At 68.8% G+C, this 22,504-nt stretch carries 24 protein-coding genes, 1 pseudogene and 1 riboswitch; of the genes and pseudogenes, 9 read left to right on the top strand and 16 right to left on the bottom strand.

Translation table 11 applies throughout. The annotated features are described in order from the left end of the window. Positions 1 to 6: 6 nt before the first annotated feature. The 4 genes from ASD37_RS28910 to ASD37_RS28895 form a co-directional block, all read right to left on the bottom strand. Complete coding sequence (locus ASD37_RS28910; RefSeq protein WP_056560097.1) at positions 7 to 1,344, bottom strand: transglycosylase family protein; 1,338 nt, start codon at positions 1,342 to 1,344, stop codon at positions 7 to 9. A 9-nt stretch (positions 1,345 to 1,353) separates the two neighbouring features. Further along, positions 1,354 to 1,569, bottom strand: a riboswitch (cyclic di-AMP (ydaO/yuaA leader). 215 nt (positions 1,570 to 1,784) lie between these two features. Continuing rightward, complete coding sequence (locus ASD37_RS28905; protein ID WP_056560096.1) at positions 1,785 to 2,033, bottom strand: MoaD/ThiS family protein; 249 nt, start codon at positions 2,031 to 2,033, stop codon at positions 1,785 to 1,787. A gap of 2 nt (positions 2,034 to 2,035) precedes the next feature. After that, positions 2,036 to 3,091, bottom strand: a complete 1,056-nt coding sequence (gene moaA / locus ASD37_RS28900; RefSeq protein WP_056560095.1) for a GTP 3',8-cyclase MoaA — start codon at positions 3,089 to 3,091, stop codon at positions 2,036 to 2,038. Next, the gene (locus ASD37_RS28895) at positions 3,088 to 3,477 is read right to left on the bottom strand and encodes a YccF domain-containing protein (RefSeq protein ID WP_056560093.1); all 390 of its coding nucleotides are present in this window, start codon (positions 3,475 to 3,477) and stop codon (positions 3,088 to 3,090) included. Before ASD37_RS28895 ends, moaA begins: the two co-directional genes overlap by 4 nt. 138 nt (positions 3,478 to 3,615) lie before the next feature. Here ASD37_RS28895 and ASD37_RS28890 point away from each other — a divergent pair, with 138 nt between their 5' ends. Then, positions 3,616 to 4,026 (top strand): cold-shock protein, encoded by a 411-nt coding sequence (locus ASD37_RS28890; RefSeq protein WP_056560091.1) that lies wholly within the window; start codon positions 3,616 to 3,618, stop codon positions 4,024 to 4,026. Between the two features lie 35 nt (positions 4,027 to 4,061). Here ASD37_RS28890 and ASD37_RS28885 read toward each other — a convergent pair whose 3' ends face one another. Continuing rightward, entirely contained in the window at positions 4,062 to 4,946 is an 885-nt protein-coding gene (locus tag ASD37_RS28885) for an endonuclease domain-containing protein (protein WP_056560770.1), read from the bottom strand. A gap of 123 nt (positions 4,947 to 5,069) precedes the next feature. Between ASD37_RS28885 and ASD37_RS28880 the strand changes: the two genes are divergently transcribed. Further along, complete coding sequence (locus ASD37_RS28880; RefSeq protein WP_056560767.1) at positions 5,070 to 6,065, top strand: glutathione S-transferase family protein; 996 nt, start codon at positions 5,070 to 5,072, stop codon at positions 6,063 to 6,065. On the opposite strand, the gene ASD37_RS28875 is transcribed toward ASD37_RS28880, so the two are convergent. Together ASD37_RS28875 and ASD37_RS28870 are read right to left on the bottom strand one after the other, a co-directional pair. After that, positions 6,062 to 6,550, bottom strand: a complete 489-nt coding sequence (locus ASD37_RS28875) for a DUF2771 domain-containing protein (protein ID WP_056560089.1) — start codon at positions 6,548 to 6,550, stop codon at positions 6,062 to 6,064. The two genes, ASD37_RS28880 and ASD37_RS28875, sit on opposite strands and share 4 nt — an antisense overlap. Then, positions 6,547 to 8,094 (bottom strand): MFS transporter, encoded by a 1,548-nt coding sequence (locus ASD37_RS28870; protein ID WP_056560080.1) that lies wholly within the window; start codon positions 8,092 to 8,094, stop codon positions 6,547 to 6,549. Before ASD37_RS28870 ends, ASD37_RS28875 begins: the two co-directional genes overlap by 4 nt. A gap of 170 nt (positions 8,095 to 8,264) precedes the next feature. On the opposite strand from ASD37_RS28870, the gene ASD37_RS28865 reads away from it, so the two are divergent. Further along, a complete protein-coding gene (locus ASD37_RS28865; RefSeq protein ID WP_370073101.1) occupies positions 8,265 to 9,080 on the top strand; it encodes a DUF3027 domain-containing protein in 816 nt (271 codons plus the stop codon). Here ASD37_RS28865 and ASD37_RS28860 read toward each other — a convergent pair. Together ASD37_RS28860 and ASD37_RS28855 are read right to left on the bottom strand one after the other, a co-directional pair. Next, the gene (locus ASD37_RS28860; protein ID WP_056560076.1) at positions 9,077 to 9,529 is read right to left on the bottom strand and encodes an SRPBCC family protein; all 453 of its coding nucleotides are present in this window, start codon (positions 9,527 to 9,529) and stop codon (positions 9,077 to 9,079) included. The genes ASD37_RS28865 and ASD37_RS28860 overlap by 4 nt on opposite strands. 19 nt (positions 9,530 to 9,548) lie before the next feature. Further along, on the bottom strand, positions 9,549 to 9,809 hold the full coding sequence (locus ASD37_RS28855; RefSeq protein WP_056560071.1) for a DUF2530 domain-containing protein: 261 nt from the start codon (positions 9,807 to 9,809) through the stop codon (positions 9,549 to 9,551). A gap of 50 nt (positions 9,810 to 9,859) precedes the next feature. On the opposite strand from ASD37_RS28855, the gene ASD37_RS28850 reads away from it, so the two are divergent. The 3 genes from ASD37_RS28850 to ASD37_RS28840 are packed head-to-tail and all read left to right on the top strand — an operon-like array spanning position 9,860 to position 11,396. Further along, complete coding sequence (locus tag ASD37_RS28850) at positions 9,860 to 10,294, top strand: MarR family winged helix-turn-helix transcriptional regulator (protein ID WP_056560070.1); 435 nt, start codon at positions 9,860 to 9,862, stop codon at positions 10,292 to 10,294. After that, on the top strand, positions 10,291 to 11,115 hold the full coding sequence (locus ASD37_RS28845; RefSeq protein ID WP_056560069.1) for an RNA methyltransferase: 825 nt from the start codon (positions 10,291 to 10,293) through the stop codon (positions 11,113 to 11,115). The genes ASD37_RS28850 and ASD37_RS28845 overlap by 4 nt, the downstream gene beginning before the upstream one ends. Beyond that, positions 11,112 to 11,396 carry a DUF2537 domain-containing protein gene (locus tag ASD37_RS28840; RefSeq protein WP_056560068.1) on the top strand — a complete coding sequence of 95 codons (285 nt, stop codon included), beginning with the start codon at positions 11,112 to 11,114 and terminating at the stop codon, positions 11,394 to 11,396. The genes ASD37_RS28845 and ASD37_RS28840 overlap by 4 nt, the downstream gene beginning before the upstream one ends. A 1-nt stretch (position 11,397) precedes the next feature. On the opposite strand, the gene sepH is transcribed toward ASD37_RS28840, so the two are convergent. Both sepH and serC read right to left on the bottom strand, forming a co-directional pair. Continuing rightward, entirely contained in the window at positions 11,398 to 12,192 is a 795-nt protein-coding gene (sepH, locus tag ASD37_RS28835) for a septation protein SepH (RefSeq protein ID WP_056560067.1), read from the bottom strand. Between the two features lie 76 nt (positions 12,193 to 12,268). Next, positions 12,269 to 13,375, bottom strand: a complete 1,107-nt coding sequence (serC, locus tag ASD37_RS28830; protein ID WP_056560066.1) for a phosphoserine transaminase — start codon at positions 13,373 to 13,375, stop codon at positions 12,269 to 12,271. A 196-nt stretch (positions 13,376 to 13,571) separates the two neighbouring features. Between serC and ASD37_RS28825 the strand changes: the two genes are divergently transcribed. From ASD37_RS28825 to ASD37_RS28815, 3 genes are all read left to right on the top strand, one after another. Then, the gene (locus ASD37_RS28825; protein WP_056560058.1) at positions 13,572 to 14,600 is read left to right on the top strand and encodes a diiron oxygenase; all 1,029 of its coding nucleotides are present in this window, start codon (positions 13,572 to 13,574) and stop codon (positions 14,598 to 14,600) included. 6 nt (positions 14,601 to 14,606) lie between these two features. Further along, entirely contained in the window at positions 14,607 to 16,268 is a 1,662-nt protein-coding gene (locus ASD37_RS28820; RefSeq protein ID WP_056560057.1) for an FAD-dependent oxidoreductase, read from the top strand. Positions 16,269 to 16,329: 61 nt separating this feature from the next. Then, entirely contained in the window at positions 16,330 to 18,930 is a 2,601-nt protein-coding gene (locus ASD37_RS28815) for a family 1 glycosylhydrolase (RefSeq protein ID WP_056560056.1), read from the top strand. On the opposite strand, the gene ASD37_RS28810 is transcribed toward ASD37_RS28815, so the two are convergent. The 5 genes and pseudogenes from ASD37_RS28810 to ASD37_RS31890 all read right to left on the bottom strand — a co-directional run. Further along, on the bottom strand, positions 18,900 to 19,670 hold the full coding sequence (locus ASD37_RS28810; protein ID WP_056560049.1) for an NUDIX domain-containing protein: 771 nt from the start codon (positions 19,668 to 19,670) through the stop codon (positions 18,900 to 18,902). The two genes, ASD37_RS28815 and ASD37_RS28810, sit on opposite strands and share 31 nt — an antisense overlap. Next, the gene (locus tag ASD37_RS28805) at positions 19,667 to 20,764 is read right to left on the bottom strand and encodes an AAA family ATPase (protein WP_056560048.1); all 1,098 of its coding nucleotides are present in this window, start codon (positions 20,762 to 20,764) and stop codon (positions 19,667 to 19,669) included. Before ASD37_RS28805 ends, ASD37_RS28810 begins: the two co-directional genes overlap by 4 nt. Beyond that, the gene (gene pnuC, locus ASD37_RS28800) at positions 20,761 to 21,420 is read right to left on the bottom strand and encodes a nicotinamide riboside transporter PnuC (RefSeq protein ID WP_056560047.1); all 660 of its coding nucleotides are present in this window, start codon (positions 21,418 to 21,420) and stop codon (positions 20,761 to 20,763) included. The genes ASD37_RS28805 and pnuC overlap by 4 nt, the downstream gene beginning before the upstream one ends. 70 nt (positions 21,421 to 21,490) lie before the next feature. Further along, positions 21,491 to 21,943 (bottom strand): VOC family protein, encoded by a 453-nt coding sequence (locus tag ASD37_RS28795; protein WP_056560046.1) that lies wholly within the window; start codon positions 21,941 to 21,943, stop codon positions 21,491 to 21,493. A 162-nt stretch (positions 21,944 to 22,105) separates the two neighbouring features. Beyond that, positions 22,106 to 22,504 (bottom strand): annotated as a pseudogene (locus ASD37_RS31890) (hypothetical protein); the annotation flags it as partial.

The raw sequence follows: 22,504 nt of genomic DNA, 5'->3' as shown, positions 1-22,504 counted from the left end.
TGGGCCTTAGTTGACCGGAGCCGGGGCCGGAGCGGGGACCAGGAGAGCCGGGTCACCGGGAGCGGGAGCAGGTGCCGGCAGGGCCGGATCGACTGGAGCTGGCACGGGGCCGGTCGGCACGTTGGGGCCGGGCGCCTGCGCCGGGATCGGCGTGTTCATGCCGCGCTGCGACAGCCCGACGATGAGAGCTTCCTTGCCACTGATGTCGTGGTTCTGGACCGCTTGCCACAGGTCCTTGAGGTAGCTCGTGTTGGGGCTGTCGGCGGGGCCTGCGGCGTTGGGATCCATCGTCGCCCCTGGCGGCGGTGCGTCCGGGCTGGCGAGGTGAGGAATGCCGTTGGGCGGGAGCACCGACGGATCGGCGGCAAGCGGTGCGGGGGCGGCCGGGTCGACGATCGGGGCAGGCGCGTCGACGGCGGGCGGGGCAGCGGCATCCGGTGCGGGCAGCGGTGCGGGCTCCGGGAAGACCGGATCCTGCGGCAGCGGTGCCCCGTGCAGTGCCCAGGCCTGCGGATCACCGGCGGGTGCGGCGCCCTCGGGGGCGGCGTCCCAGTCGGAGACGCTGACCGCGGGGATGGCCTGATCGAGCTTCAGCGGGCCGAGGCCTGGCGGCAGCGGCGGAGGCATCGGTGCGTCGGCCGGCGCGGGCATTGGTGCGTCGAGGGGGGCCACGGCGTCTACCGGCGGCGGCGGAGGCAGTTCGTCGACCGGCGCCGGCGGTGCCGGTGCGTCGAAGCCGACGGTCACGGCCTGGTCCGGCGCGGGTGGCGGCGGCAGTTCCTCGGCGGGGGGCGGGGGAGGCAGCGGTGCGTCGAGGGGAGCTGCGGCGTCGACCGGGGGCGGCGGAGGCAGTTCGTCGACTGGCGGCGGCGGGGGGAGTGGCGCGTCGAGCGGGGCGGCATCTGCCGGGGGCGGGGGAACGTCTCCGCCGAGATCGGGGTTGTCCAGAGGGGCGGCGTCGGCGACGACGTTGCGCGGGGTGGAGCTGGAGAGCCCGCGCCCGCATACGGGCCACGCTCCGCGGCCCTGAGTGGCCAGGACGCGCTCCGCGACGGCGATCTGCTCGTCCTTGCTGGCCAAGTGGGCAGCGGGGGCGTATTCGCCGCCTCCGTGGCCGGACCAGGTACCGGGGGAGAACTGCAGCCCGCCCTGGTAGCCGTTGCCGGTGTTGATGGCCCAGTTTCCGCCGGATTCACAACCGGCGACTCGGTCCCACTCGCCGTCGGTCGCGGCACTTGCGTGTCCGGCGAGGGCTAGGCCGCCCGTGCCGAGCACGGCGCCGGTGAAGGCGATCTTGGCGACGTTTACTGCCGAACTGGGGGTTTTGCGATGCCGTCCACTCATGGGTGTAGAAAGTCCTCTCGTCCACGCCTACGAGGTCAGCTGTCGGGTTCGGGCTTGAGAGGTTGCCCGGCCTTGGCCTCGCGGCTTTCGGCTTCACCCCAAGGAATCTCGCGCTTCGCACGTGACTCCGAGTCCTGTATATCGGTGGACCGGTGGGTCCCCCGCCTCCATCCCTGAGGTAGGTCTTGACCATGCCCAACGGATGGAGCTCGGCGTAACTAGGCATGGCGGGCCACGATTGGGGTCGAATGGCTTGGAATAGGACGGTAATGGGTACTTCGACTTTCAGCACCTTTGGTGGGTGGCGGAGTTTCGGTGCTCAGCAAATCTTGTGAGAACGTTAAAACGGCAGCACGGCGTGACGTTTACGCAGGGAATCCGCGCGGTGAACAGCGCGTGTGACAATTTGTGATCATTCCGTTATGTGACGCATATCACTCTTATCCGCCCGCGAAGGGCGGTAATACATCGACCGTCTGGTTTGTTCGGAGCGGCTTGTGGACGTCGCGCACTGCGATTTCGTCGCACAGGAACGAACACCGGTCGAGCACGGCGGACAGAGTGGCACCGCGCGTCCGCAGGGTGGTGAGGAGGTCGGACACCGTCGCCCCCTGGCCCAACGACAAGGTCTCGGCGTCCACCCCTGCGGCGGCGCGCGCGGCGGCGAAGTAACGCACCTTCACGTCCATCCTCAACCGCCGATGGCGCTCATCGGGCGGTCCGGCTGTTGGAAGCCGGGATCGTTGATCCCATGGCCTGCCGGCTTGGCCCACATCGCGGCCCGCCAGGCGGCCTCGACGGCGTCGTCGTCGGCACCTCGGCGCATCAGCAGCCGCAGGTCGGTTTCCTCGCGGGAGAAGAGGCAGCTGCGCACCTGACCGTCGGCGGTGAGCCGAGTCCGGTCACACGCACTGCAGAACGCGTCCGAGACCGACGCGATCACGCCGACCGTGCCAAGGCCACCGTCGACCCGCCACAGCTGGGCAGGCGCAGAACCGCGCGGGGCGGGGTCGGGCACCAGGTCGAACTCGCGGCGCAGCGTGCTCAGGATCAGGTCCGCGTCGATCGTCTTGTCGCGCTGCCACTGATGGCCCGCGTCCAGCGGCATCTGCTCGATGATGCGCAGTTGATAGCCGTGGTCCAGGCAGAAGCGCAGGAGTGCGACGGCGTCGTCGAGTCCGGTCACCGGATCGAGCACGGCGTTGACCTTCACCGGCGACAGCCCGACCTCGGCCGCCGCGGCCAGGCCGGCCAGGACGTCACGGAGCCGGTCGCGCCTGGTGATGCGGGCGAAGTGCTCGGGGTTCACGGTGTCCAGCGAGACGTTCACCCGGTCGAGGCCGGCGGCCTTGAGTGCAGCCGCGCGACGCACCAAGCCGATGCCGTTGGTGGTGACAGCGGTCTGCGGGCGGGGCAGCAGTGACGTCGCCGCGGCGATGGCGCCCTCGAGGTTTCGTGACAGCAGGGGTTCCCCGCCGGTGAACCGGACGTTGGTGATGCCGAGCCGGGTGACGGCGATGGTCAGGAGCCGGGAGAGCTCGTCGGCGTTCAGGAGATCGTCGCCGGGCAGCCAGTCGAGGCCTTCGGCGGGCATGCAATAGGTGCAGCGCAGATTGCACCGGTCGGTCAGCGAGACCCGCAGATCGGTCGCGGCCCTGCCGAACGTGTCGAGCAGCGGTCCGTCCGACGGTGCGCCGACGGGTACCGCCTGCCGCACCGACGGCATGCCGAGGGCCGTACCCGTCACGCGAAGACGCCCTTCGTCGTCGGCACGATCTCCTTGCCGAGGGGAAACAGCGACACCGGGATGAGCTTCAGATTGGCTATCGCGAGGGGGATGCCGATGATCGTGATCGCCATGGCGACCGCCGTGACGACGTGCCCGATCGCCAGCCAAATGCCGCACAGCACCACCCAGATCACGTTGCCGATCATGGCGCCGGCGCCCGCTCCCGGCTTGTCGACGACGGTCTGGCCGAACGGCCACAGGGCGTAGACCCCGATGCGGAACGCCGCGAAACCAAACGGGATGGTGACGATCAGGATGAAGCAGAGAATTCCGGCCAGGAAGTATCCGAGTGCCAGCCAGAGGCCGCCGAAGATCAACCAGATGACGTTCAGTATTAAGCGCATGTCTCCTCCAGCGGTGGCTCCCAGCCTACCGACAGGTGGTCGAGCAGTAACGGCTGCAGGTGGCGTCCTTGTAGGATCATGGCATTCGCGTCCCGCACGAGTGGGACGCGTTCATTGCGAAACGAGCGGGTGAGACCAGTGCCGACCGGCAAGGTGAAGTGGTACAGCGCCGAGAAGGGCTTCGGCTTCGTGTCCCAGGAGGAGGGTGAGGACGTCTACGTGGGGTCCTCCGCGCTTCCGGCCGGAGTCCAGGAGCTCAAGGCGGGCCAGAAGGTCGAGTTCGGCATCGCCGCCGGACGCCGCGGCCCGCAGGCGTTGAGTCTCAAGGTGATCGAACCGCCCCCAAGCGTTGCTCGCGCACGTCGGGAGGCGTCGACCCCCGAGCACAAGCACACCCCCGACGAGCTGCACGGCATGGTCGAGGACATGATCACCCTTCTCGAGGGATCCGTTCAGCCGGAGCTGCGCAAGGGCAAGTACCCCGACCGCAAGACCGCGCGTCGCATCTCCGAGGTGGTCAAGGCCGTCGCGCAGGAGCTCGACGCCTGACGTTCCTCGCCGAGTGTGAACTCGCGCTCGACGATTCATCGAAAGTACGCAAACGACTTCACGTTCGGCGTCTGGTAACCCGCTGCCCGAAGTGCGTTGAGGGTGCGGTCGACGACGACGTGCGGGCGACGGTGCAGCATGTCGGAACTCACGCGGACGATGCGCCATCCCAACGCCTCGAGTTCGGCGATGCGATCGATGTCGCGTCTCCTCTGTACGGGGTCGGTCCAGTGGTGGACGCCGTCGTATTCGACGCCGACCAGGTGCTCGCGCCAACCCATGTCGATTCGTCCGACGAAGTAACCGGATGGGTCGTAGACCTCGATCTGGGTGTGTGTCGGGCGGAGGCCGGCCGAAGTGAGGACGAGGCGGGTGCGGGTTTCTTGTGGGGACTCGGCGCCGTCGTCCGCAAGGGTGATCGCCTGTCGCAGTTGCCGAATTCCGCGGGCGCCAGCATGCCGGTCGGCAAGCTGCGCTACGTCGGGCATCTCGAGGCCCGTCGCCTGCATCAGTGCGTCTAGCCGTACTACCGCCTCGGTCAGCCCGGGCTTCCTGGCCAGGTCGAAGGCCGTTCGCGCGGGTGTAGTCACCGTGATGCCCCCGGCGCTGCAGGATTCGTCGTCAGCCAGGCGGTCTCCGTGAAGCACGATCCCCTGCGTGTGATGACGACTGGTGTGGATGAGTTCGGCGGGCAGTCGGGAGTCGATCCACTTCGAGCCATGGAGGGCGGCGGCTGACAGGCCCGCGGCCGTCGCCTGGCGCCCCGACCACAGCCAGGCCGCGACGGCGCGATCGCTCGCCGTCGGTTCCCCGCCGGCCGGCATGTACACGTTGCGATGCATGGACGTGTACCGCGTCGCCAACTGATATCGGTTCACCGTGCCAGCCGCCAGCGCTTCGGTCCCCAGAAATGGTCGCATCACCGTTTCGACGCACTGGGTGTGCCCGTCGGTTCCATCGGCAGCGGCGAGAGTGAACTCGTTCTCGAGTTCTGGCCCGGATGTCGCGCATGTCTTCACTCTCGGTGGGGAACACTGGTGCCCGTGAGCTACGTCAACCCCGAGGGCGACTTCAACCGCGACACCAAGTACATCGAGACCCGCATCACGGCCGACGGCCGCGACGGGTACCCGGTGGAACCCGGCCGCTACCGACTGGTGGTGGCCAGGGCCTGCCCGTGGGCCAACCGAGCGATCATCGTTCGGCGCCTGCTGGGCCTGGAAGACGTTCTGTCCATTGGGTTTTGCGGGCCGACGCACGACGAGCGCAGCTGGACCTTCGATCTGGACCCCGGCGGTGTGGATCCGGTCCTGCAGATCCCGCGGCTGCAAGACGCCTACTTCGCCAGATTCCCGGACTATTCGAAGGGCATCACGGTGCCGGCCATCGTGGACGTGCCGACGGGTGCCGTCGTCACCAACGACTTCCCGCAGCTGACCCTCGACCTGTCCACGGAGTGGACCGAGTACCACCGCCCCGGCGCACCTCAGCTGTACCCGGAGCCGCTGCGGGCGGAGATCGACGAGGTGGCACAGCGCATCTACACCGAGGTGAACAACGGCGTGTACCGGTGTGGGTTCGCCGGATCGCAGGACGCCTACGACAGCGCCTACGACCGACTGTTCACCGCGTTGGACTGGCTGTCGGAAAGGCTTGCCGGGCAACGCTTCCTGGTGGGCGACACCATCACAGAGGCCGACGTCCGGCTGTTCACCACCCTCGCCAGGTTCGATCCCGTCTACCACGGGCACTTCAAGTGCAACCGCCAAAAGCTCGCCGAGCTGCCCGTGTTGTGGGCCTACGCCCGCGACCTCTTTCAGACCCCTGGGTTCGGCGACACCGTCGACTTCGCGCAGATCAAGACGCACTACTACGTCGTGCACGCCGACATCAACCCGACCAGGGTGGTGCCGAAGGGTCCGGACCTGGCCAACTGGCTGACTCCGCACGGCCGGGAAGCGTTGGGTGGCAAGCCGTTCGGTGACGGTACGCCGCCAGGGCCGCCTCGCGACGGCGAGCAGGTCGACCAGGTCTTCTAGGGCCAGACCGTGGCGATCGACCACTCGGCGTGCGGCCACGGGAACTCGTTGTTCTGCGCGTCGCGCACCAGCGTTGGCAGCTGAACCGCGATACCGGTCAACCGGCCGCGCCGAGGGTCGACCGTCGGGATGGTGACCGCCAGAGTGGCGTTGGGCCGGAATTCCGAGACGGCAGGCTCGGCGTCGCCCTCGTAGGCGCGGATCAGTACCCACGGTGCCCTGGCGATGGCGGGCGGGACCGACAGTTGGACGGGGTCTCGCCAGTTCACCACCAGCGTGCCGACCGTCTTCGGGATGTCGCAGTTGGTGATGACGAAGACGTCGCAGTACCGGTAGGGGCCCACCCGCACCAGTTGTTCGCGGGTGTAGGCGCTGATCTCGGGATGCTTCGGGTGAGGGGCGCGGCTGAGCTGCCACACCAGGGCGCCGGTGAGCAGCGACGCCACCAGCGTTACGCACGCGAGGACGATTGCGACGCGCTTCATTCGCGCACCGCCGAGGCCGTGCCGCGGCTCTCCTGCTCGGCGAACACGGGCCGGTTGCCGCCGAGCCCGGGGATCAGCGAGTCGCCGCTGTTGCTCACCAGGGTCTGCGCGAGCCCGAGGATGAGCAGCGCGGTGATCGCGGTGAACCCGACCCAGAGGTCGGTGTAGATCAGCACGCCCATGGCTCCTCCCGCGACCCACGCGAGTTGTAGCAGTGATTCCGAACGCCCGAAGGCTGACGCGCGCGACTGTTCTGGCAGGTCGTCCTGCAGTGAGGCGTCCAGGGACGCCTTCGCGACGGCGCTGGCCCCCGAGGTGATCAGGGTGGCCAGGGCGGCGACGTACAGGTTCCCGAACACGGCGGTCGCCAGCGCCATGAGGGTGACCGCGGTGGCCGCCCGGACCACCAGCCGCGACGGATTGCCGAGTTGGAGACGGGCCGCGGTGAAGTTGCCGACGAAGTTGCCGATGCCCGCGGCGGCGCCGATGAGGCCGAGGATGCGCAGCTGTTCCCAGCCGCTGGCGTCGTGCGACTTGGCGACGAAGGCCGGGTAGAGGAACAGGAAGCCGACCATCACCTTGATGGTGCAGTTGCCCCACAGTGAGGTGATGATGTTGCGGCCCAACGGTTGTCGGGTCTTGGATGTGACGGCGGACTCGGGCAGCCGGCCGAACTGTTCGGTGGGCCCGTGGTAGCTCAGCGTAGTCGGGACCTCGCCGGTGGTGACCTCGACCCACTTCGGGATGCGCATCGACAGTGCCGCGCCCACCACCGTGATGGCGACGATGACGTACAGCGCGCCCGGCAGCCGGAACAGCCCGAACAGATACTCGACGCCCACCGCCGCCGCGCCGCCGAGGATGGTGCCGCCGAGCAAGCCGAACATGGTCAGGCGGGAGTTCACCCGGACGAGGTCGATGCTGGGCGGCAGGACGCGGGGCGTGACGGCGCTGCGCAGCACGCTGAAGGACTTGGAGAGGACCATCATCCCCAGCGCGCAGGGGTAGAGCACCCACGGCGGGAAGCTGCCGGTGGCGGGGTCGTAGTTGGCGATGAGCACCACGGCCAGCGCGGTGCGGATGGCGAACGAGGTGGCGAGCGCGACGCGGCGGCCGTGCTGCAGCCGGTCGATCGCGGGGCCGATCAACGGGGCGATGACCGCGAACGGGGCGATGGTGATGACGAGGTACAGCGCCACCTTGCTCTTGCTCTCCCCGGATGCGGCCGCGAAGAACAACGTGTTGGCCAAGGCGACGGCCATGGCGGAGTCGGCGGCGAAGTTGGCCATCACCGGATAGGTCAGCGCCGTCAGACCGGACTTGTCCGCGCCGTCGGCGGTGGCCGCCTTCTGGAACAGCCCGTACATCTTCGAGCCCATTTCGCGGCCGCGCCCTGCGGCACCCCGCGGTCGGCCTGCGTCCGCTCCGATCCCAGGTTCGGATGCGTCGTCGTCCCGAGGGCGTTGACGGTCCTCGATGGGTGGCAGCCACCGGTTGGCGCTCGGTTGGCGGGGGCTCGACGGGCTGCTCGGGTAGTTCGCCATGCCGGGATGCTCACCGCGATGACCGCCGGGTGGACGCGGCGGATGGTAGCGGGGGTCTCGCGAGTCATCCACGTCCCTGATTGTTCCCCATGGGAGGTACCACTGCCCGCAGGGCAGCCGGTGTGGCTTTGCTCCAGGGTCGTCAGGCAGTATTAGGGGTGATGGACAGCATGATCGAACCCACCCAGAACCTCGAGACCGAACATCCGGAGCCGTCGGCAGAAGTCGCCGTCGTGCTCATGGGTGCGGTCGACGATGCGCGCTCGGCGATCGTCGAATTCGAGGGCGGCGACGCGGCAGAGGGTTTGGTCGGCGAGTACCTCGGTGCCGCCTTCGAGGATCCGTACGCCGCGACGCACCGATTCCTCGCCGCGATGCCCGGATACCAGGGCTGGCAGTGGGCGGTGGTCGTCGCCGCGTATCCGGGTGCCGATCACGCCACGATCAGCGAAGTCGTCCTGGTCCCGGGCCCGACGGCGCTGCTGGCGCCGCAGTGGGTGCCGTGGCAGGAACGCATCCAGCCGGGCGATCTGAGCCCTGGCGATCTGCTGGCCACCCCGACCGACGACCCCCGCCTGGTGCCGGGCTACATGTCGTCTGGCGACGAAGAACTCGACGAGCTGGCGGCTGAGGTGGGCCTCGGCAAGCGCCAGGTGCTCAGCCAGTGGGGTCGCATCGAAGCGGCAGAACGCTGGAACGACGGTGACTACGGACCCGGGTCGGCGATGGCCCGCGCCACCCGCAAGGTGTGCCGCGACTGTGCCTACTACCTGTCGCTGACGGGTTCGCTCGGCACGCTGTTCGGTGTCTGCGCCAACGAGATGTCGGCCGACGGCCACGTCGTCGCCAGTGAGTACGGGTGCGGCGCGCATTCCGACACGCCGCAGCCGGCCACGATCGGCTCGCCCATGTTCGAGCCCTTCGACGACGGCGTCATCGATCTCACCCAGCCCGCCGAGCCCGAGCCTGAGCCCGTCGAGGGCTAATTCTCGGCGGCCGCCTTGATGCGGCTGAGGGATGCGTTCATCCCGTCGACCAACTCCACTTCGAAGTTCGGTACTCCACCCATCACGGTGTTGACCAACAGGTTCGATACCGGCTTCACGCCGTTCTCGGCGTGCCTGCTCTCGGTCAGCCGGGTGCCGGTGGCGGTCGGCTCCAGTTCGTAGCTCCAGACGGTGTTGTTCTCGTTGACGCGGAACGCCAGCTTGCGCTCCGGCACGACCTCGGTGATGCGGCTGGTCGTCGGCCAGAACAGGTAGTTGCGGCGGTTGACGTTGACGGTCCTGGCGCCGGGGCGCAGCGGCCCGAAGACCTTCATCAGCTTGCACTGAGGGCTCCACTTGGGCATCAGGCTCAGGTCCGACACCAGCGCCCAGACCGCCTCGGGCGATGCGTCGATGTCGATCCGTGCCTGCAGTAGGGGTTGCGCCATGGGGTTCCTCCAGTGAGTTTCAGTCGAGGCCTTGCTGTGCGCCACGGGAGCCGCGGCGGACGGCGCTACGTTGCCACAGGAAGATCGACGTACCGACCACCCCCACCCCGAGACCGGCCACGGTCACCGGACGCCAGTCGTGCAGACCGGGCACGGTGAAGGCGAGCAGCGCGGCGACGAGCCAGCCGGCGGCGATCACGTAGATCACCGGCCACGGCCGCAGGAGGATCTCGGGCAGTGCCGGGGGAACCGGCTGCGGCTCGGGCGGCGTTGCGTCCATTGCGGACAACCTAATCGATTCCCGTCTGCGGTGTCGGTACTGTTTGCGTCGTGAACGACCCCGACGCGCGGCTGGCCAGCGACCTTTCGTTGGCCGTGGTGCGGTTGGCGCGCCAGCTGCGCTTCCGCCGCCCGGATTCCCCGGTGTCGTTGTCGCAGCTGTCGGCGCTGGCCACGCTGGACAAGGAGGGCCCGATCACGCCCGGTGCGCTGGCCATCCGCGAGCGGGTGCGTCCGCCGTCCATGACGCGGGTCATCGCGTCGCTGGCGGAGCTGGGCTTCGTCGACCGCTGCGCGCATCCCGACGACGGCCGTCAGGTGCTGGTGTCGGTGTCGGCGGCGGGACGCGACCTGCTCGACGTCGAGCGCCGCGCCAGCCAGGAATGGCTGCAGCAGCGGTTGGCGCAGCTTCACCCCGACGAACGGAAGACCCTGCTGGCGGCGGCCGACCTGATGTCCGCGATCGTGGACGACGGCGGCGCTTGAACCACCACGACAACGTCGTCGTCGTCGACGACCCCGCCGATCCCCGGCTCGACGACTTCCGCGATCTCAACAGCATCGACCGCAGGCCCGACCTGCCCAGCGGCAAGGGTCTGGTCATCGCCGAGGGCGTGCTGGTGGTGCAGCGGATGTTGGCGTCGCGCTTCGTGCCGAGGGCGTTTCTGGGCACCGAGCGCAGGCTTGGCGAGCTGGCCGAGGATCTCCGGACCACCGACGCACCGTTCTACCTGGCGAATGCCGAGGTGATGGCGGCGGTCGTCGGGTTCCACCTCAACCGCGGGGTGTTGGCGGCCGCGCCCCGGCCCGTTGAGCTGTCGATACCGCAGATCTTGGAAGGGGCCAGGACGATCGCGGTGCTCGAGGGCGTCAACGACCACGAGAACCTCGGCTCGATGTTCCGCAACGCGGCCGGGCTTGGCGTCGACGCGATCGTGTTCGGTCTTGGGTGTGCCGACCCGCTGTACCGCCGGGCGGTGCGGGTGTCGATGGGGCATGCGCTGCTGGTGCCCTACGCGTGGACCGCCGAGTGGCCCAAGGAGCTCCACGTGTTGCGGGACAACGGTTTCCGAGTGATGGCGATGACGCCCAATCCGGCGGCTCCGACGTTGGCCGCGGCCATGGAGACGCTGGACGGCGAGAAGGTGGCGATCCTCGTCGGCGCCGAGGGGCCGGGTCTGAACGAGCGGACGATGCGGGCCAGCGACGTCAGGGTGCGGATCCCGATGGCGCGGGGGACCGACTCCTTGAACGTGGCGACCGCTGCGGCGATGGCCTTCTACGAGCGGGCTAGGCTCGCCCCATGAGTGAGGACACGGCGACCCCGTGGGGGACGGGCCTTACCGTGGCGGCGTTCGTCGCAGCCGTGACGGCGGGCGCGATCGTCGTCCTCAGCCTCGGGCTGACCCGGGTGAATCCGCTGCTCGCGGTGGGACTCAACCTGGTGGCCGTCGGCGGCCTTGCCCCGACGGTGTGGGGTTGGCGAGCCCGGCCGGTGTGGCGATGGTTCGTGCTCGGCAGTGCAGTTGGGGTCGCCGTCGGATGGCTGGCCCTTCTCGGCATGGCGATCCAGGCGGCGGTGGCCTAGTTCAGGGCTGGTTCGCCGACCGCACGCCCAGCAGCACGTCTTCCCAGCCGGGAACCTCTGCGCGACGCTTGCGCGTGCGGGCCTTGGCCGGTGCCTTCGCGGGCTCCGGCGTGGGGGCGGTGACCGGCTCGGGCGTTGCCGGCGTCGGCTCGGGAAGCGACAGGTCGAGCGTGGGAACGGGTGCCACCGAGCGCAGTGCCGGGCGGTCGAAGTGGGGATCGATGAGCTCGGCCGCGGCGTCGTCGAACGCCGTTGCGGTGCCGCCGTGCGCGCCGGGAGTGAAGCGGAAGTGGGCGGTGTTCTCCGAACGGCCCGCCTTCCACGTCAGCTGAACGGTCCAGCGGCCGTCCTCGTTGCGCCAGGCGTCCCACGACGTGGCGTCGGGGTCGAGTCCGCGGGCCACCAGCGCCGTGGTGACGGTCTCGAGCAGCGTGAGCACCGCGGGGCCGTCGGCCAGCACGGGGTGGCTCGCGGTCGCGAGTTCGGCGGCGCGGGAACGTTCCAGCAGGACGGGGTGGGCGAATCGTTCGACCCTGGCGGCGTCTTCGCCTGCCGCGCCCGCCACCTGCTCAACCGATGCGCCCGCGCGGATCCTGGACTGAATCTCCTTGGGGGTCAACACGTTCGGCACCTCGGCATCGGCTTGAGTTGGCATGGCGTCACCGCTCAGCGCGGCGCGGAGGCGGTCGTCCGGACGAAGGACGAACTTCTCGGTGCCCTCGGCCGTCTCGCAGATGATGCGTGTGCCAGACCGACCGTTGGTGAAGTCGAGTCCGACGACCTTCAGTTCTCGCATGTGCGACCTCCTAGGGCAGCTCAGCGGTCACCCTACTTCGTTATCGCCCCGTAACCGTGCTGACACGCTCGACCGGTCAGAGGCGCTCGACGACCCAGTCGACGCACGCCGTCAGCGCGCTCACGTCGTCGGGGTCGACGGCCGGGAACATCGCGACCCTGAGCTGGTTGCGGCCCAGTTTGCGGTAGGGCTCGGTGTCGACGATGCCGTTGGCGCGAAGCGCCTTGGCGACGGCGGCGGCGTCGACCTCGTCGGTGAAGTCGACGGTGCCGACGACCTGCGACCGCAGGGCCGGGTCCGTGACGAACGGCGTCGTGTAGGAGGTCGACTCGGCCCAGGAGTACAGCCGGCCCGAGGAGTCGGCGGTGCGGGCGACGGCCCAGTCGAGGCCGCCGTTTCCGTTCAGCCAGTCGAGCTGGTCGGCCATCAGAACCAGCGTGCCGATCGCGGGGGTGTTGTACGTCTGGTTCTTGAGGCTGTTGTCCACGGCGATCGGCAGCGAAAGGAAGTCGGGCACCCAGCGGCCCGACGCCGCGATCTGTTCGACGCGGGCCAGGGCGGCGGGGCTCATGATCGCCAGCCACAGGCCGCCGTCGGAGGCGAAGTTCTTCTGGGGGGCGAAGTAGTAGGCGTCGGTGTCGCTGACGTCGACGGGAAGGCCGCCTGCAGCCGACGTCGCGTCGATGACGACCAGTGCGTCACCCTCGGGTCGCCGAATCGGCACCGCGACGCCGGTCGACGTCTCGTTGTGAGCCCACGCCACCACGTCGACGGACGGATCCGACTGCGGTTCGGGTGCGCTGCCGGGATCGGCCTTGACGATGATGGGCTCGCCGACGAAGGGGTTGGCCTTGACGGCCGAGGCGAACTTGGCACTGAACTCGCCGAACGTCAGGTGCAGTGAGCGCTTGTCGACCAGTCCGAAGGCGGCGGCGTCCCAGAACGCCGTCGACCCGCCGTTGCCGAGGATGACCTCGTATCCGTCCGGTACCGAGAACAGCTGACGGACGCCGTCGCGTACCCGGCCGACCAGGTTCTTCACCGGTGCTTGCCGGTGCGAGGTGCCGAAGAGGTGGCTGGCGTCGACGAGCGCCTGCACCTGCTCGGGACGCACCTTGGACGGGCCGGAGCCGAAGCGTCCGTCCTTAGGCTTGAGGTCGGCGGGAATCACGAGTTCGGCCATGGCGCACCAGCTTAGTGAGGCCGTGGCGCTCGCAGTCCGTCAGGATGCGCGCAGCCCGACCTGAGATCTGTGTCACATGTGACGTGGATTACCCGATCAGCGCACACACAGGTAAACGTCCTGTTCAATTCATGGGACCTCCGGTACCGTCGTGGACAACAAGGTGACGAATGTAAACCTTCACGGGAGGCTCCACATGGCTACCAAGACCGCTCGCACACGCATCATCCGCCGCTGGCGCAAGAACATGGACGTCCTCGACGACACCGCGTACGTCGACACGCTGACCACGCTGTCCGAGGGGTCCGTCCGTCGCAACTTCAACCCATACACCGACATCGACTGGGATTCGCCGGAGTTCGCCGTCACCCCGGGTGACGAGCGGTGGATCCTGCCGGCGACCGACCCCATCGGCAAGCACGCCTGGTACCGGGCGCAGCCGACGGAGCGCCAGATCGAAATCGGCATGTGGCGCCAAGGCAACGTGGCCAAGGTGGGCCTGCACTTCGAGTCGATCCTCATCCGCGGACTGATGGAGTACTCGTTCTGGACGCCCAACAACTCCCCCGAATACCGGTACTGCCTGCACGAGGCCGTCGAGGAGTGCAACCACACCCTGATGTTCCAGGAGATGGTGAACCGCATCGGCGCCGACGTTCCCGGCATGCCGAAGATGCTCAAGTGGGTGCAGCCCCTCATCCCGCTGGTGGCCGGACCGCTGCCCATCCCGTTCTGGTTCGGCATCCTCGCCGGCGAGGAGCCGATCGACCACACTCAGAAGAACGTGCTGCGCGAGGGCAAGGCCCTGCACCCGATCATGGAGCGCGTGATGGCCATCCACGTGGCCGAGGAGGCGCGGCACATCTCGTTCGCGCACGAGTACCTGCGCAAGCGGGTGCCCCACCTGTCGCGGACCAAGCGCTTCTTCCTCTCGCTCTACGTGCCGGTGACCATGCGGGTCCTGTGCTCGGCGATCATCGTGCCGCCGCGCGCGTTCTGGGACGAGTTCGACATCCCGCGCTCGGTCCGCAAGGACATCTTCTTCAAGTCTCCCGAGTCGCGAAAGATGTTGCGCGACATGTTCGGCGACGTGCGGATGCTGTGCGAGGAGACCGGCTTGATGAACCCGTTTGCCAAGCTGATGTGGCGGATCTGCCGGATCAACGGCGGTGCCAGCCGCTACCGCAGCGAGCCGCAGCGCCAGCACCTGGTGCCGGCCGCGTAGACCGACATGCCTCATGTGATCACCCAGTCGTGCTGCAGCGACGGGTCCTGTGTGTACGCCTGCCCGGTCAACTGCATCCACCCGTCGCCCGACGAGCCGGGGTTCGCGACGGCGGAGATGCTCTACATCGACCCGGTGGCGTGCGTGGACTGCGGTGCGTGCGTATCGGCGTGCCCCGTCGGCGCGATCTTGCCCGACAGCAAGCTCGACGAGAGCCAGCAGGTGTTCGTCGAACTGAACGCCGCGTTCTATCCGAAGCGTGAGGGCAAGCTGCCGCCGACGTCGAAGTTGGCGCCGGTGGCAGACGCCCCCGCCGTGCACCGGCGGGCAGGTGGACCGCTCACCGTCGCCGTCGTCGGTTCCGGGCCGGCCGCCATGTACGCCGCGGACGAACTGCTGACCCAGCAGGGCGTGCACGTCAACGTGTTCGAGAAGTTGCCGACGCCATACGGTTTGGTGCGCGCGGGCGTGGCGCCCGACCACCAGACCACCAAGCGGGTCACCGCGTTGTTCGACCGCATCGCCGGGCTACGAGGCTTCACGTTCTACCTCAACGTCGAGGTCGGACGGCACGTGACGCTTGCCGAACTCGCCGAGCATCACCACGCAGTGCTGTACGCCGTTGGCGCGCCGACCGACCGTCGACTCGACGTGGACGGCATGGGCCTGACGGGGACCGGCACCGCCACCGAAATGGTGGCCTGGTTCAACGGCCATCCCGAATTCACCGATCTGCCAGTCGATCTCAGTACTGAGCGCGTCGTGGTGGTCGGCAACGGCAACGTGGCACTCGACGTGGCACGCATTCTCACCACCGATCCCGACGCGCTGGCTCGCACCGACGTCTCCGATCACGCCCTCGCCGCGCTGCGCACGTCGCGGGTACAGGAGGTCGTCGTCGCCGCGCGTCGCGGACCCTCGGCGTCGGCGTTCACGCTGCCGGAGCTCATCGGGCTGACCAACACCCACGAGGTGGTGCTGTCCGCCGACGACCACGCCCTGGTGCAGCAGGATCTGAGCACCGAGTCGGATCCCTTGACCCGCAACAAGCTCGAGGTGCTGGCCAAGCTTGGCGACGCGTCGGCGCCGATCGGTCGGCCCCGCATACGGTTGGCCTATCGGATGACGCCGCTGCGGGTGCTCGGTGACGACCACGTCGAGGGCGTCGAGTTCACCGTCACCGGAACCGACGAGGTGCGAACGCTGGCCGCAGGCATGGTGCTGACCTCGATCGGCTACCGCGGCAAGCCAATTCGCGACCTGCCGTTCGACGAGGCCGCCGCGATCGTGCCCAACGACGGTGGACGTGTCGCCGGGACGCCGGGTGTCTACGTCGCCGGATGGATCAAGCGCGGTCCGACGGGGTTCATCGGCACCAACAAGTCCTGTGCGGCGGAGACCGTCCACAACCTCGTCGCCGACTACAACGCGGGTCTTCTGCCCGATCCCAGGGAACGCCCGTCGTCGCTGGACAGGTTGGTCCGCGCCAGGCAGCCGGCCGTCGTCGACGCAGCGGGCTGGAAGGCCATCGACGCCGCGGAGATCGCCCGCGGTGGGCCGGACCGACCGCGCGACAAGTTCACCGCCATTCCCGACATGATCGCGGCGGCGGCAACGGCGCCGGCTCCGTCGCTGGGCCAGCGGCTGCTTTCGGGATTGCGCCTGTAGCCCTACCCGACCATTTTCCGAAAAGGGCGCGCGCGTCTCGGTGCGCGCGTATGCAAAATGGATGAGAGCTTCGGCGTTCGTCGGTCGCGTCGGTCAGTTGGCGGTGGCGCTCGGCGTCGGAGCCGCGTTGGTCACCGGGACGGGGACGGCATGGGCCGACGACGGCTCGGAGTCGTCGGACGCCGCACCCGGACCCGCGTCCGTGTCCGCACCCGCAGCTGCTGGTGCGGACACGCCCGACACGGGCACCAAGGGCCCGACGACGGGATCGTCGACCAACCCGGGTCCGACGTCCACGGTGAGCGCATCCACGGTGACCGTCACCGCGGACGAGGATGCCGAGGACCCCGAGGACGCGGCAGAGGTGGAACCCGTCGACGAACCCACCGACGAAACCGTGGCCAAGCCCAAGGCCAAGAAGGCGACCGCCGCGACTGCCAAGTCGGCCACGGCGCCCGTCAGTAAGGTCGCCGCCAACGAGGTCCGGGTGAGCGCGGAAGCCGCTGACGTGCAATCGGATTCGGCGACTCCGGTCCAGCGGTCCGCACCGGCGGCGGTGCAACGGTCGCCCGAACCCACCGTGCCATCCCTGCGTCCGTGGCCTACCGCGTTCGATCCGGTCACGGTGGTCACCTACGTGACCGGTCTGGTGTCGAGCGTCGTCAACGCGGTGTGGAGCCCGTTCGCCGCCGGCGCCCCCGCACTGCCGTCGGATCCGACGCCGTGGGCGATGCTGGCCTGGGTGCGCCGAGAGCTGTTCAACGAGTCGCCGAGGGTCACCGCCCGGCCGCAGACACAGAGCCTGAACCTTGACGGCGACGTCGTGGTCAAAGGCAACGTGGGCGCAGCGGACGCCGACGGTGACGCGATGACGTACACCGTCGTCGGTCGGCCCCGCAACGGCGGGACCGTCACCGTCGAGGCGAACGGCGACTTCACCTACCGGCCGATGAACGCGATGGCGGCCGTCGGCGGAACCGATCGATTCACCGTCGTCGTCAGCGACGAGGCCGCCGGATTCCACCTCCACGGACCGCTGGGACTTCTGCAGTTCGTCCCGATCCTCGGAAGCTTCATCGATCCGAGCGCCGGGCATCGCGTCGCCAAGACGATCACCGTCACGGTCACCCCGGTCAGTGGCGTCGACCTGTCCCTGCCCGTCGGCTTCCGATGGGGCGTCGCGCACGCCGGTTTCCAGGCCGAAGGGGGGCCCGGTTCGCCGGTCGACCCCAACTCCGATTGGTACAAGTGGGTGCACGACCCGGTCAACCAATTCCTCGGCCTCACCCACGGGGTGCCTGAGAACGGCCCCGGCACCTACGTCTCCTACGACACCGACGCCGCCCTGGCCCGTGACCAACTCGGCATGAACACCTTCCGGATGGGCATCGAGTGGAGTCGGATCTTTCCCAATTCCACTGCGGCGGTGAACGTCTCCGACGAGAACGGCACCGTGAGCCTCGCTGACCTACAGGCCCTCGACCGGTTGGCCAACCAGGACGAGGTGGCGCACTACCGCGCCGTCTTCGCATCGCTGCGCGCGCACGGGCTCGAACCGCTCGTCACGGTCAACCACTTCACGCTGCCGGCGTGGGTCAACGACCCGATCACCGTCCGGCCGCTGATCCAGCTCGGGCTGCCCGCACCGGCGGCAGGTTGGCTGACGCCGTCCACCCCCGCCGAGTTCGAGAAGTTCGCGGCGTACGTCGCCTGGAAGTACGGCGACCAGGTGGACGACTGGGCGACCCTCAACGAACCGTTCTCGCCCGTCCTCACCCAGTTCCTCGCCATCCCGGGGCTCGTCCCCGCCTGGCCGCCCGGCGTAGTCCGGCCCGATCTCGCGTCGACGTTCCTGGTCAACGAAGCCAGGGGACACGTCGCGGCATACGACGCGATTCACCTGTGGGACAAGACCTCTGCAACCGCCGGTAAGCCCGCCGCGTTCGTCGGCTTCACCAACAACATGATCCCGGCTCGCCCCGCAAATCCGGTGAACCCGCTCGACGTGCAGGCCGCCGACGCGTGGAACGCCTTCTACAACGGCTGGTTCCCGAACGCGGTGATCGACGGCTGGGTGGACGCGAACTTCGACGGCGTCAAGACCGCCGACGAGGTGCACCCCGAATTCACGGGCAAGGCCGACTGGCTCGGCGTGCAGTACTACGGTTCGCAACCCATGCAGGGCTTCGGCGTCGCGCCCATCCCCGGCTTCCCGTTCCTGCGCGGGCTGCCGGTGCGGTGCACGCCGTCCGCGACGTGTAGCGACTTCAAGCAGCCCACCGATCCCGGCGGCTTTCGCGAGGTACTCGAGCTTGCCGCGGCGTACGGAAAGCCGTTGTGGGTCACCGAGAACGGGATCGCCGACGCCGGCGACTCCAAGCGCCCGCCGTACATCGTCAACCACGTCGCAGTGGTGCAGGACATGGTCGCCCATGATACGAACATCCTTGGCTACACGTACTGGTCGTTCGTCGACAACCTCGAGTGGGCCGAGGGTTACGACCTCCAGTTCGGGCTGTACGGCTCTGACCCAAGCACCCCCGAACTGGAGCGCACGCCGAAGCCGGCCAGCATCTCGGCCATCAGCCAGATCACCAAGGCCAACGCCCTGCCCACCACGCTCTTGGCGTCCTACCTGTTCGGTGGGGGCGGCGGGCGGTAGAACGCCGGCACGATCAGGCTCGCGGTGCCGCGCCGGTAGCGTTCGGCCGGTCGCCCTCCTCGACGGCCGGATGGTGCGGGTGCACCGTCGGCGGGCTGCACCAGATCCGGTGTGCCGAGCATCTTGCGGCGAAAGTTCGCGGCGTCCACCGGCACGCCCCAAACCGCCTCGTACACGCGGCGCAGCTCGGCGAGAGTGAACGGCTCCTCGACGAAGTGCATTGCCAGCGTGGTGTATTCGAGCTTCGCGCGGACCCGCTCAAGGGCATCGGCGACGATTACGCGGTGGTCGAAGGCCAGCCGGGGCACGTCGGCCACGGGAGTCCACCTCGCCTGTGACGCGTCACTACCCGCGACGGCCTCGGGCAGGTCGGGCGCCAATGCGACGAACGCGACCGACACCACGTGCAGGCCGGCTGCCATCCGGGGATCGCGGGCCGGGTCGCTGTAGGTGGCCAGCTGTTCGAGGTGCGGCCGTGCGCGGCGGGCGTCGACGCCCGTCTCCTCGAGCAGCTCGCGATGAGCCGCGTCCTCGGCGGACTCGTGCCCGTGCCTCACGTGCCCGCCGGGTAACGCCCACCGTCCGCGGTGTGGGTGCTCGCCGCGACGGACCAGCAGGATGCACAGGTGGTCGTCGCGCACGGTGAACACCGCAAGGTCGACGGTCAGCGCGAACGGCGGAAACGCGGTGGGGTCGTAACCGCGGAGGAACGCCGCTTCGTCGTCGGGTGGCCGGCTCACGGGGTGGCCTCGAAGCCTGGTCCGCGAAGCGGTTCGCCGAAGCTCGTGCCGAGCCGCAGCAGGGGGTCGACCGTCGCGACGGCGAGGTCGAACCGTTCCGACGCCGATCCGGTCAGCAGCACCCAGGACCGTCCCGCCGCGGTCAGAGCGTCGGCGAACCAGTCGGTCATCGCGGCTCGTATCTCCAGGTCGCCCTCCCGCATGCCGTCGTCGAGCCATGGGACGCCGCGATGGTCGGTCAGCAGGTACACGGCGCGCTTCGGTACCGCGGTCCACGGCTGTCCGGTGCGGGCCGCAGGACCGAGGTAGCGGTGCTCCCACACGGCGGTGGCGAACGCGTCGGTGTCGCAGATCAGCAGCGGGGAGCCCGTCCGGGCTGCCCGTTCCTCGGACGCGGTCTGCTCGGCAGCCACCCGATCGAAGTCGTTTGTACCCCAGATCATTTCGTGCAGCGGCTGGGCGGGACCGGCCGCCCACTTCGCGGCGGTGTAGTCCCGCCCGTACTCCGGCACGCACCGGGTGTCGGACCACGTGCCGCCGCGGGCGGCGTAGTGCGACCGCAGGAGTTCGGCGATCGTGGTGGTCCCGGTCGACTCGGCGCCCAGCACCACGATGCGGACGGCGAGGCCGGCGCGCGTCGCCGGTGCCAGCTCGTGCCAGCAACCGGCGAGGTCGCGTCGTACCGCCGTGCTGTTCGACGCGGTGCGACGAAGTGGAACCGCCGAGGCGCCGAACCGTCGCGCGAGTTCGTCGCCGTAGGCGTCCCCGCAGTACACGGCGTCCACGGGACGGTCGGCGCCGGACGCGCGCAGCGCCGCTCGCATCGCTGCGACCTGGGCCGTCCACACCGCGTCGTCGGTGACGTCGAGCGGTGCGTCGCAAGCTATTCCGGCGATTCGCACGTTGGCCTCCGCGCGGTGCTCGTCCCGCAGCCACGACATCCGATCGGCGAGCGCGACGGTCTCCCACGCCGAGGACATCACCACCACGGTGACCTCGTCGCATTGCGCGGCGGCGAGGCGAATGGCGGCGTGATGCCCGGCGTGCGGCGGGTAGAACTTGCCGATGAACAGGCCGTGCCGGTACGCGGTCACGAGACGGTGACTCTCTCGCGCCGCAACGACGGGTCGTCCTTCGCGGCGCCGCGCCACGACCGCAGGCCCGCGACGCACAGCCCGAGGAACAGGACGTACACGATCGCGGTGAGGTTGAGGTCCTTGGACACGTACAGGGGGACGTAGACGCAATCAGCGGCAATCCAGAAGTACCACGTCTGAATTCGCTTGCCGTTCAACAACCATTGCGCGGTAACGGACAGGCACGTGGTGAAGGCGTCCAGCAGGGGCGCGGAATCGTGCGCGGCGCGCAGGACGGCGAACAGCGCCGCGGTGCCAACCACCACGAACCCGACGCACCAGGCCATTTCGCGTCGCGGGGCGCGGGTCACGACGAGGGGTGCGCGGCCGCCGCGATGCCGCACCCACTGCCACCACCCGGCGACGCCGAGCGCGATGAACAGGACTTGCAGACCGGCGTCGGCCCAGAGGCGTGCCGAGGTGAAGAGCAGCAGGAAGAAGGCGCAGTTGGCGATGCCGACGGGGAAGTTCCATACGTTCCTGCGGACGGTCAGCGCGACGCAGAGTCCGCCGGTGAGGAATCCGAGTAGTTCGACCCAGCTCACCGGCTCGTTCGCCATGGTGAACGCCACCGGGGACAGGGGGCGGATCAACTCCGCGAGCCAGTCGAGCATCGGACCTCCTGAGGTTAAAGTCGATCTGACTATAACCTAGGGGGCAGGCGCGGGCATCTTGTTTCGTGGGCTACTCCATGGCGGCCATCGCCGCGGTGATCTCTTCGGGGCTGACCTCGCGAATCGGCTGGCCGAGCGACCACATGTGCCCGAACGGATCGGTGAGTACGCCGTAGCGATCTCCCCAGAACTGATCCTCGAGCGGGGCGACGACGGTGGCGCCGGCGTCGACTGCCCTTTGAAACTTCTCCTCGACGTCGGTCACCGTGAGGTGGATCGTCACCGGTGTGCCGCCAAGTGCCTTGGGAGTCATGGACTTGCCGTCGGTCATCTCGGGAAAGTCGTCGTTGAGCATCACCACGGAGCCGTTGATCCGCAGGGCCGCGTTGACGAGCCTGCCATCCGGACCTGGCACCCGGCCGAGCTCCTCGGCGCCGAACGCGGCGACGTAGAAGTCGATGGCCGCCGCGGCGTCGTCGACGATCAGGTAGGGGGACACGGCCGGTTCTACTTCGATTGCCATGGGGGGTTCCTCTCGGTTGGGCGGCTACTTCAATGGAATCGACTGTCCCGGCGGGCAAAAGTCGTCGCGAACGCCGACGCCCCCAAATTGTGGCAGTGTCGGCCAGTTCCCAATGGCGCTCCCGCAGGATCGCTTGCCATGGTCGCGCGGCGTGTGAACCGTTTAGAAGGGTGGTGGGCTGGGGTCGTCGTCGACGAGGGCCGGGGCCGCGGGTGTGGTGGTGCGTAGGCGGTGGTTGGTGGCTCGTTCGGCGGCGATGTCGTGGGCGCGTTGGTGGGCGCGGGTGCGCCGGCGGCGCGGCATCTTCGCGGTCCGGTCGGAACCCGAGCGGCCGGAGCCGTTGCGCACCCGATCTCGGGTGTCGAGGACCATCGGGGCGGTCGGTGCGCACAGCTGCGGGGAGACGATGGCGCTGCCGGGGTGGGTGACGTATCGGTCCCCGGCGGGTGAGGTCCAGATGAGGGTGCCGTCGACGAGTTGTTCGTCGGACCACCTCCAGAACGTCTTGACCAGATGATGAAAACGGCACAGGCACTTCAGGTTCGACGCCTGGGTCGGCCC

It is taken from the genome of Mycobacterium sp. Root135 (genome assembly GCF_001426545.1).
Classification (GTDB): Bacteria; Actinomycetota; Actinomycetes; order Mycobacteriales; family Mycobacteriaceae; genus Mycobacterium.
The sequence above is the reverse complement of the archived record's forward strand: the minus strand, read 5'-3'. Positions and strand labels throughout refer to the sequence as shown.

Coding starts and splice junctions, on each gene's coding strand:
- ASD37_RS28910 (WP_056560097.1), bottom strand. CDS start 1,344: ATGAGTGGACGGCATCGCAAAACCCCCAGTTCGGCAGTAAACGTCGCC.
- ASD37_RS28905 (WP_056560096.1), bottom strand. CDS start 2,033: ATGGACGTGAAGGTGCGTTACTTCGCCGCCGCGCGCGCCGCCGCAGGG.
- ASD37_RS28895 (WP_056560093.1), bottom strand. CDS start 3,477: ATGCGCTTAATACTGAACGTCATCTGGTTGATCTTCGGCGGCCTCTGG.
- ASD37_RS28885 (WP_056560770.1), bottom strand. CDS start 4,946: ATGCGACCATTTCTGGGGACCGAAGCGCTGGCGGCTGGCACGGTGAAC.
- ASD37_RS28875 (WP_056560089.1), bottom strand. CDS start 6,550: ATGAAGCGCGTCGCAATCGTCCTCGCGTGCGTAACGCTGGTGGCGTCG.
- ASD37_RS28870 (WP_056560080.1), bottom strand. CDS start 8,094: ATGGCGAACTACCCGAGCAGCCCGTCGAGCCCCCGCCAACCGAGCGCC.
- ASD37_RS28865 (WP_370073101.1), top strand. CDS start 8,265: ATGATCGAACCCACCCAGAACCTCGAGACCGAACATCCGGAGCCGTCG.
- ASD37_RS28860 (WP_056560076.1), bottom strand. CDS start 9,529: ATGGCGCAACCCCTACTGCAGGCACGGATCGACATCGACGCATCGCCC.
- ASD37_RS28855 (WP_056560071.1), bottom strand. CDS start 9,809: ATGGACGCAACGCCGCCCGAGCCGCAGCCGGTTCCCCCGGCACTGCCC.
- ASD37_RS28840 (WP_056560068.1), top strand. CDS start 11,112: ATGAGTGAGGACACGGCGACCCCGTGGGGGACGGGCCTTACCGTGGCG.
- sepH (WP_056560067.1), bottom strand. CDS start 12,192: ATGCGAGAACTGAAGGTCGTCGGACTCGACTTCACCAACGGTCGGTCT.
- serC (WP_056560066.1), bottom strand. CDS start 13,375: ATGGCCGAACTCGTGATTCCCGCCGACCTCAAGCCTAAGGACGGACGC.
- ASD37_RS28825 (WP_056560058.1), top strand. CDS start 13,572: ATGGCTACCAAGACCGCTCGCACACGCATCATCCGCCGCTGGCGCAAG.
- ASD37_RS28820 (WP_056560057.1), top strand. CDS start 14,607: ATGCCTCATGTGATCACCCAGTCGTGCTGCAGCGACGGGTCCTGTGTG.
- ASD37_RS28815 (WP_056560056.1), top strand. CDS start 16,330: ATGAGAGCTTCGGCGTTCGTCGGTCGCGTCGGTCAGTTGGCGGTGGCG.
- pnuC (WP_056560047.1), bottom strand. CDS start 21,420: ATGCTCGACTGGCTCGCGGAGTTGATCCGCCCCCTGTCCCCGGTGGCG.
- ASD37_RS28795 (WP_056560046.1), bottom strand. CDS start 21,943: ATGGCAATCGAAGTAGAACCGGCCGTGTCCCCCTACCTGATCGTCGAC.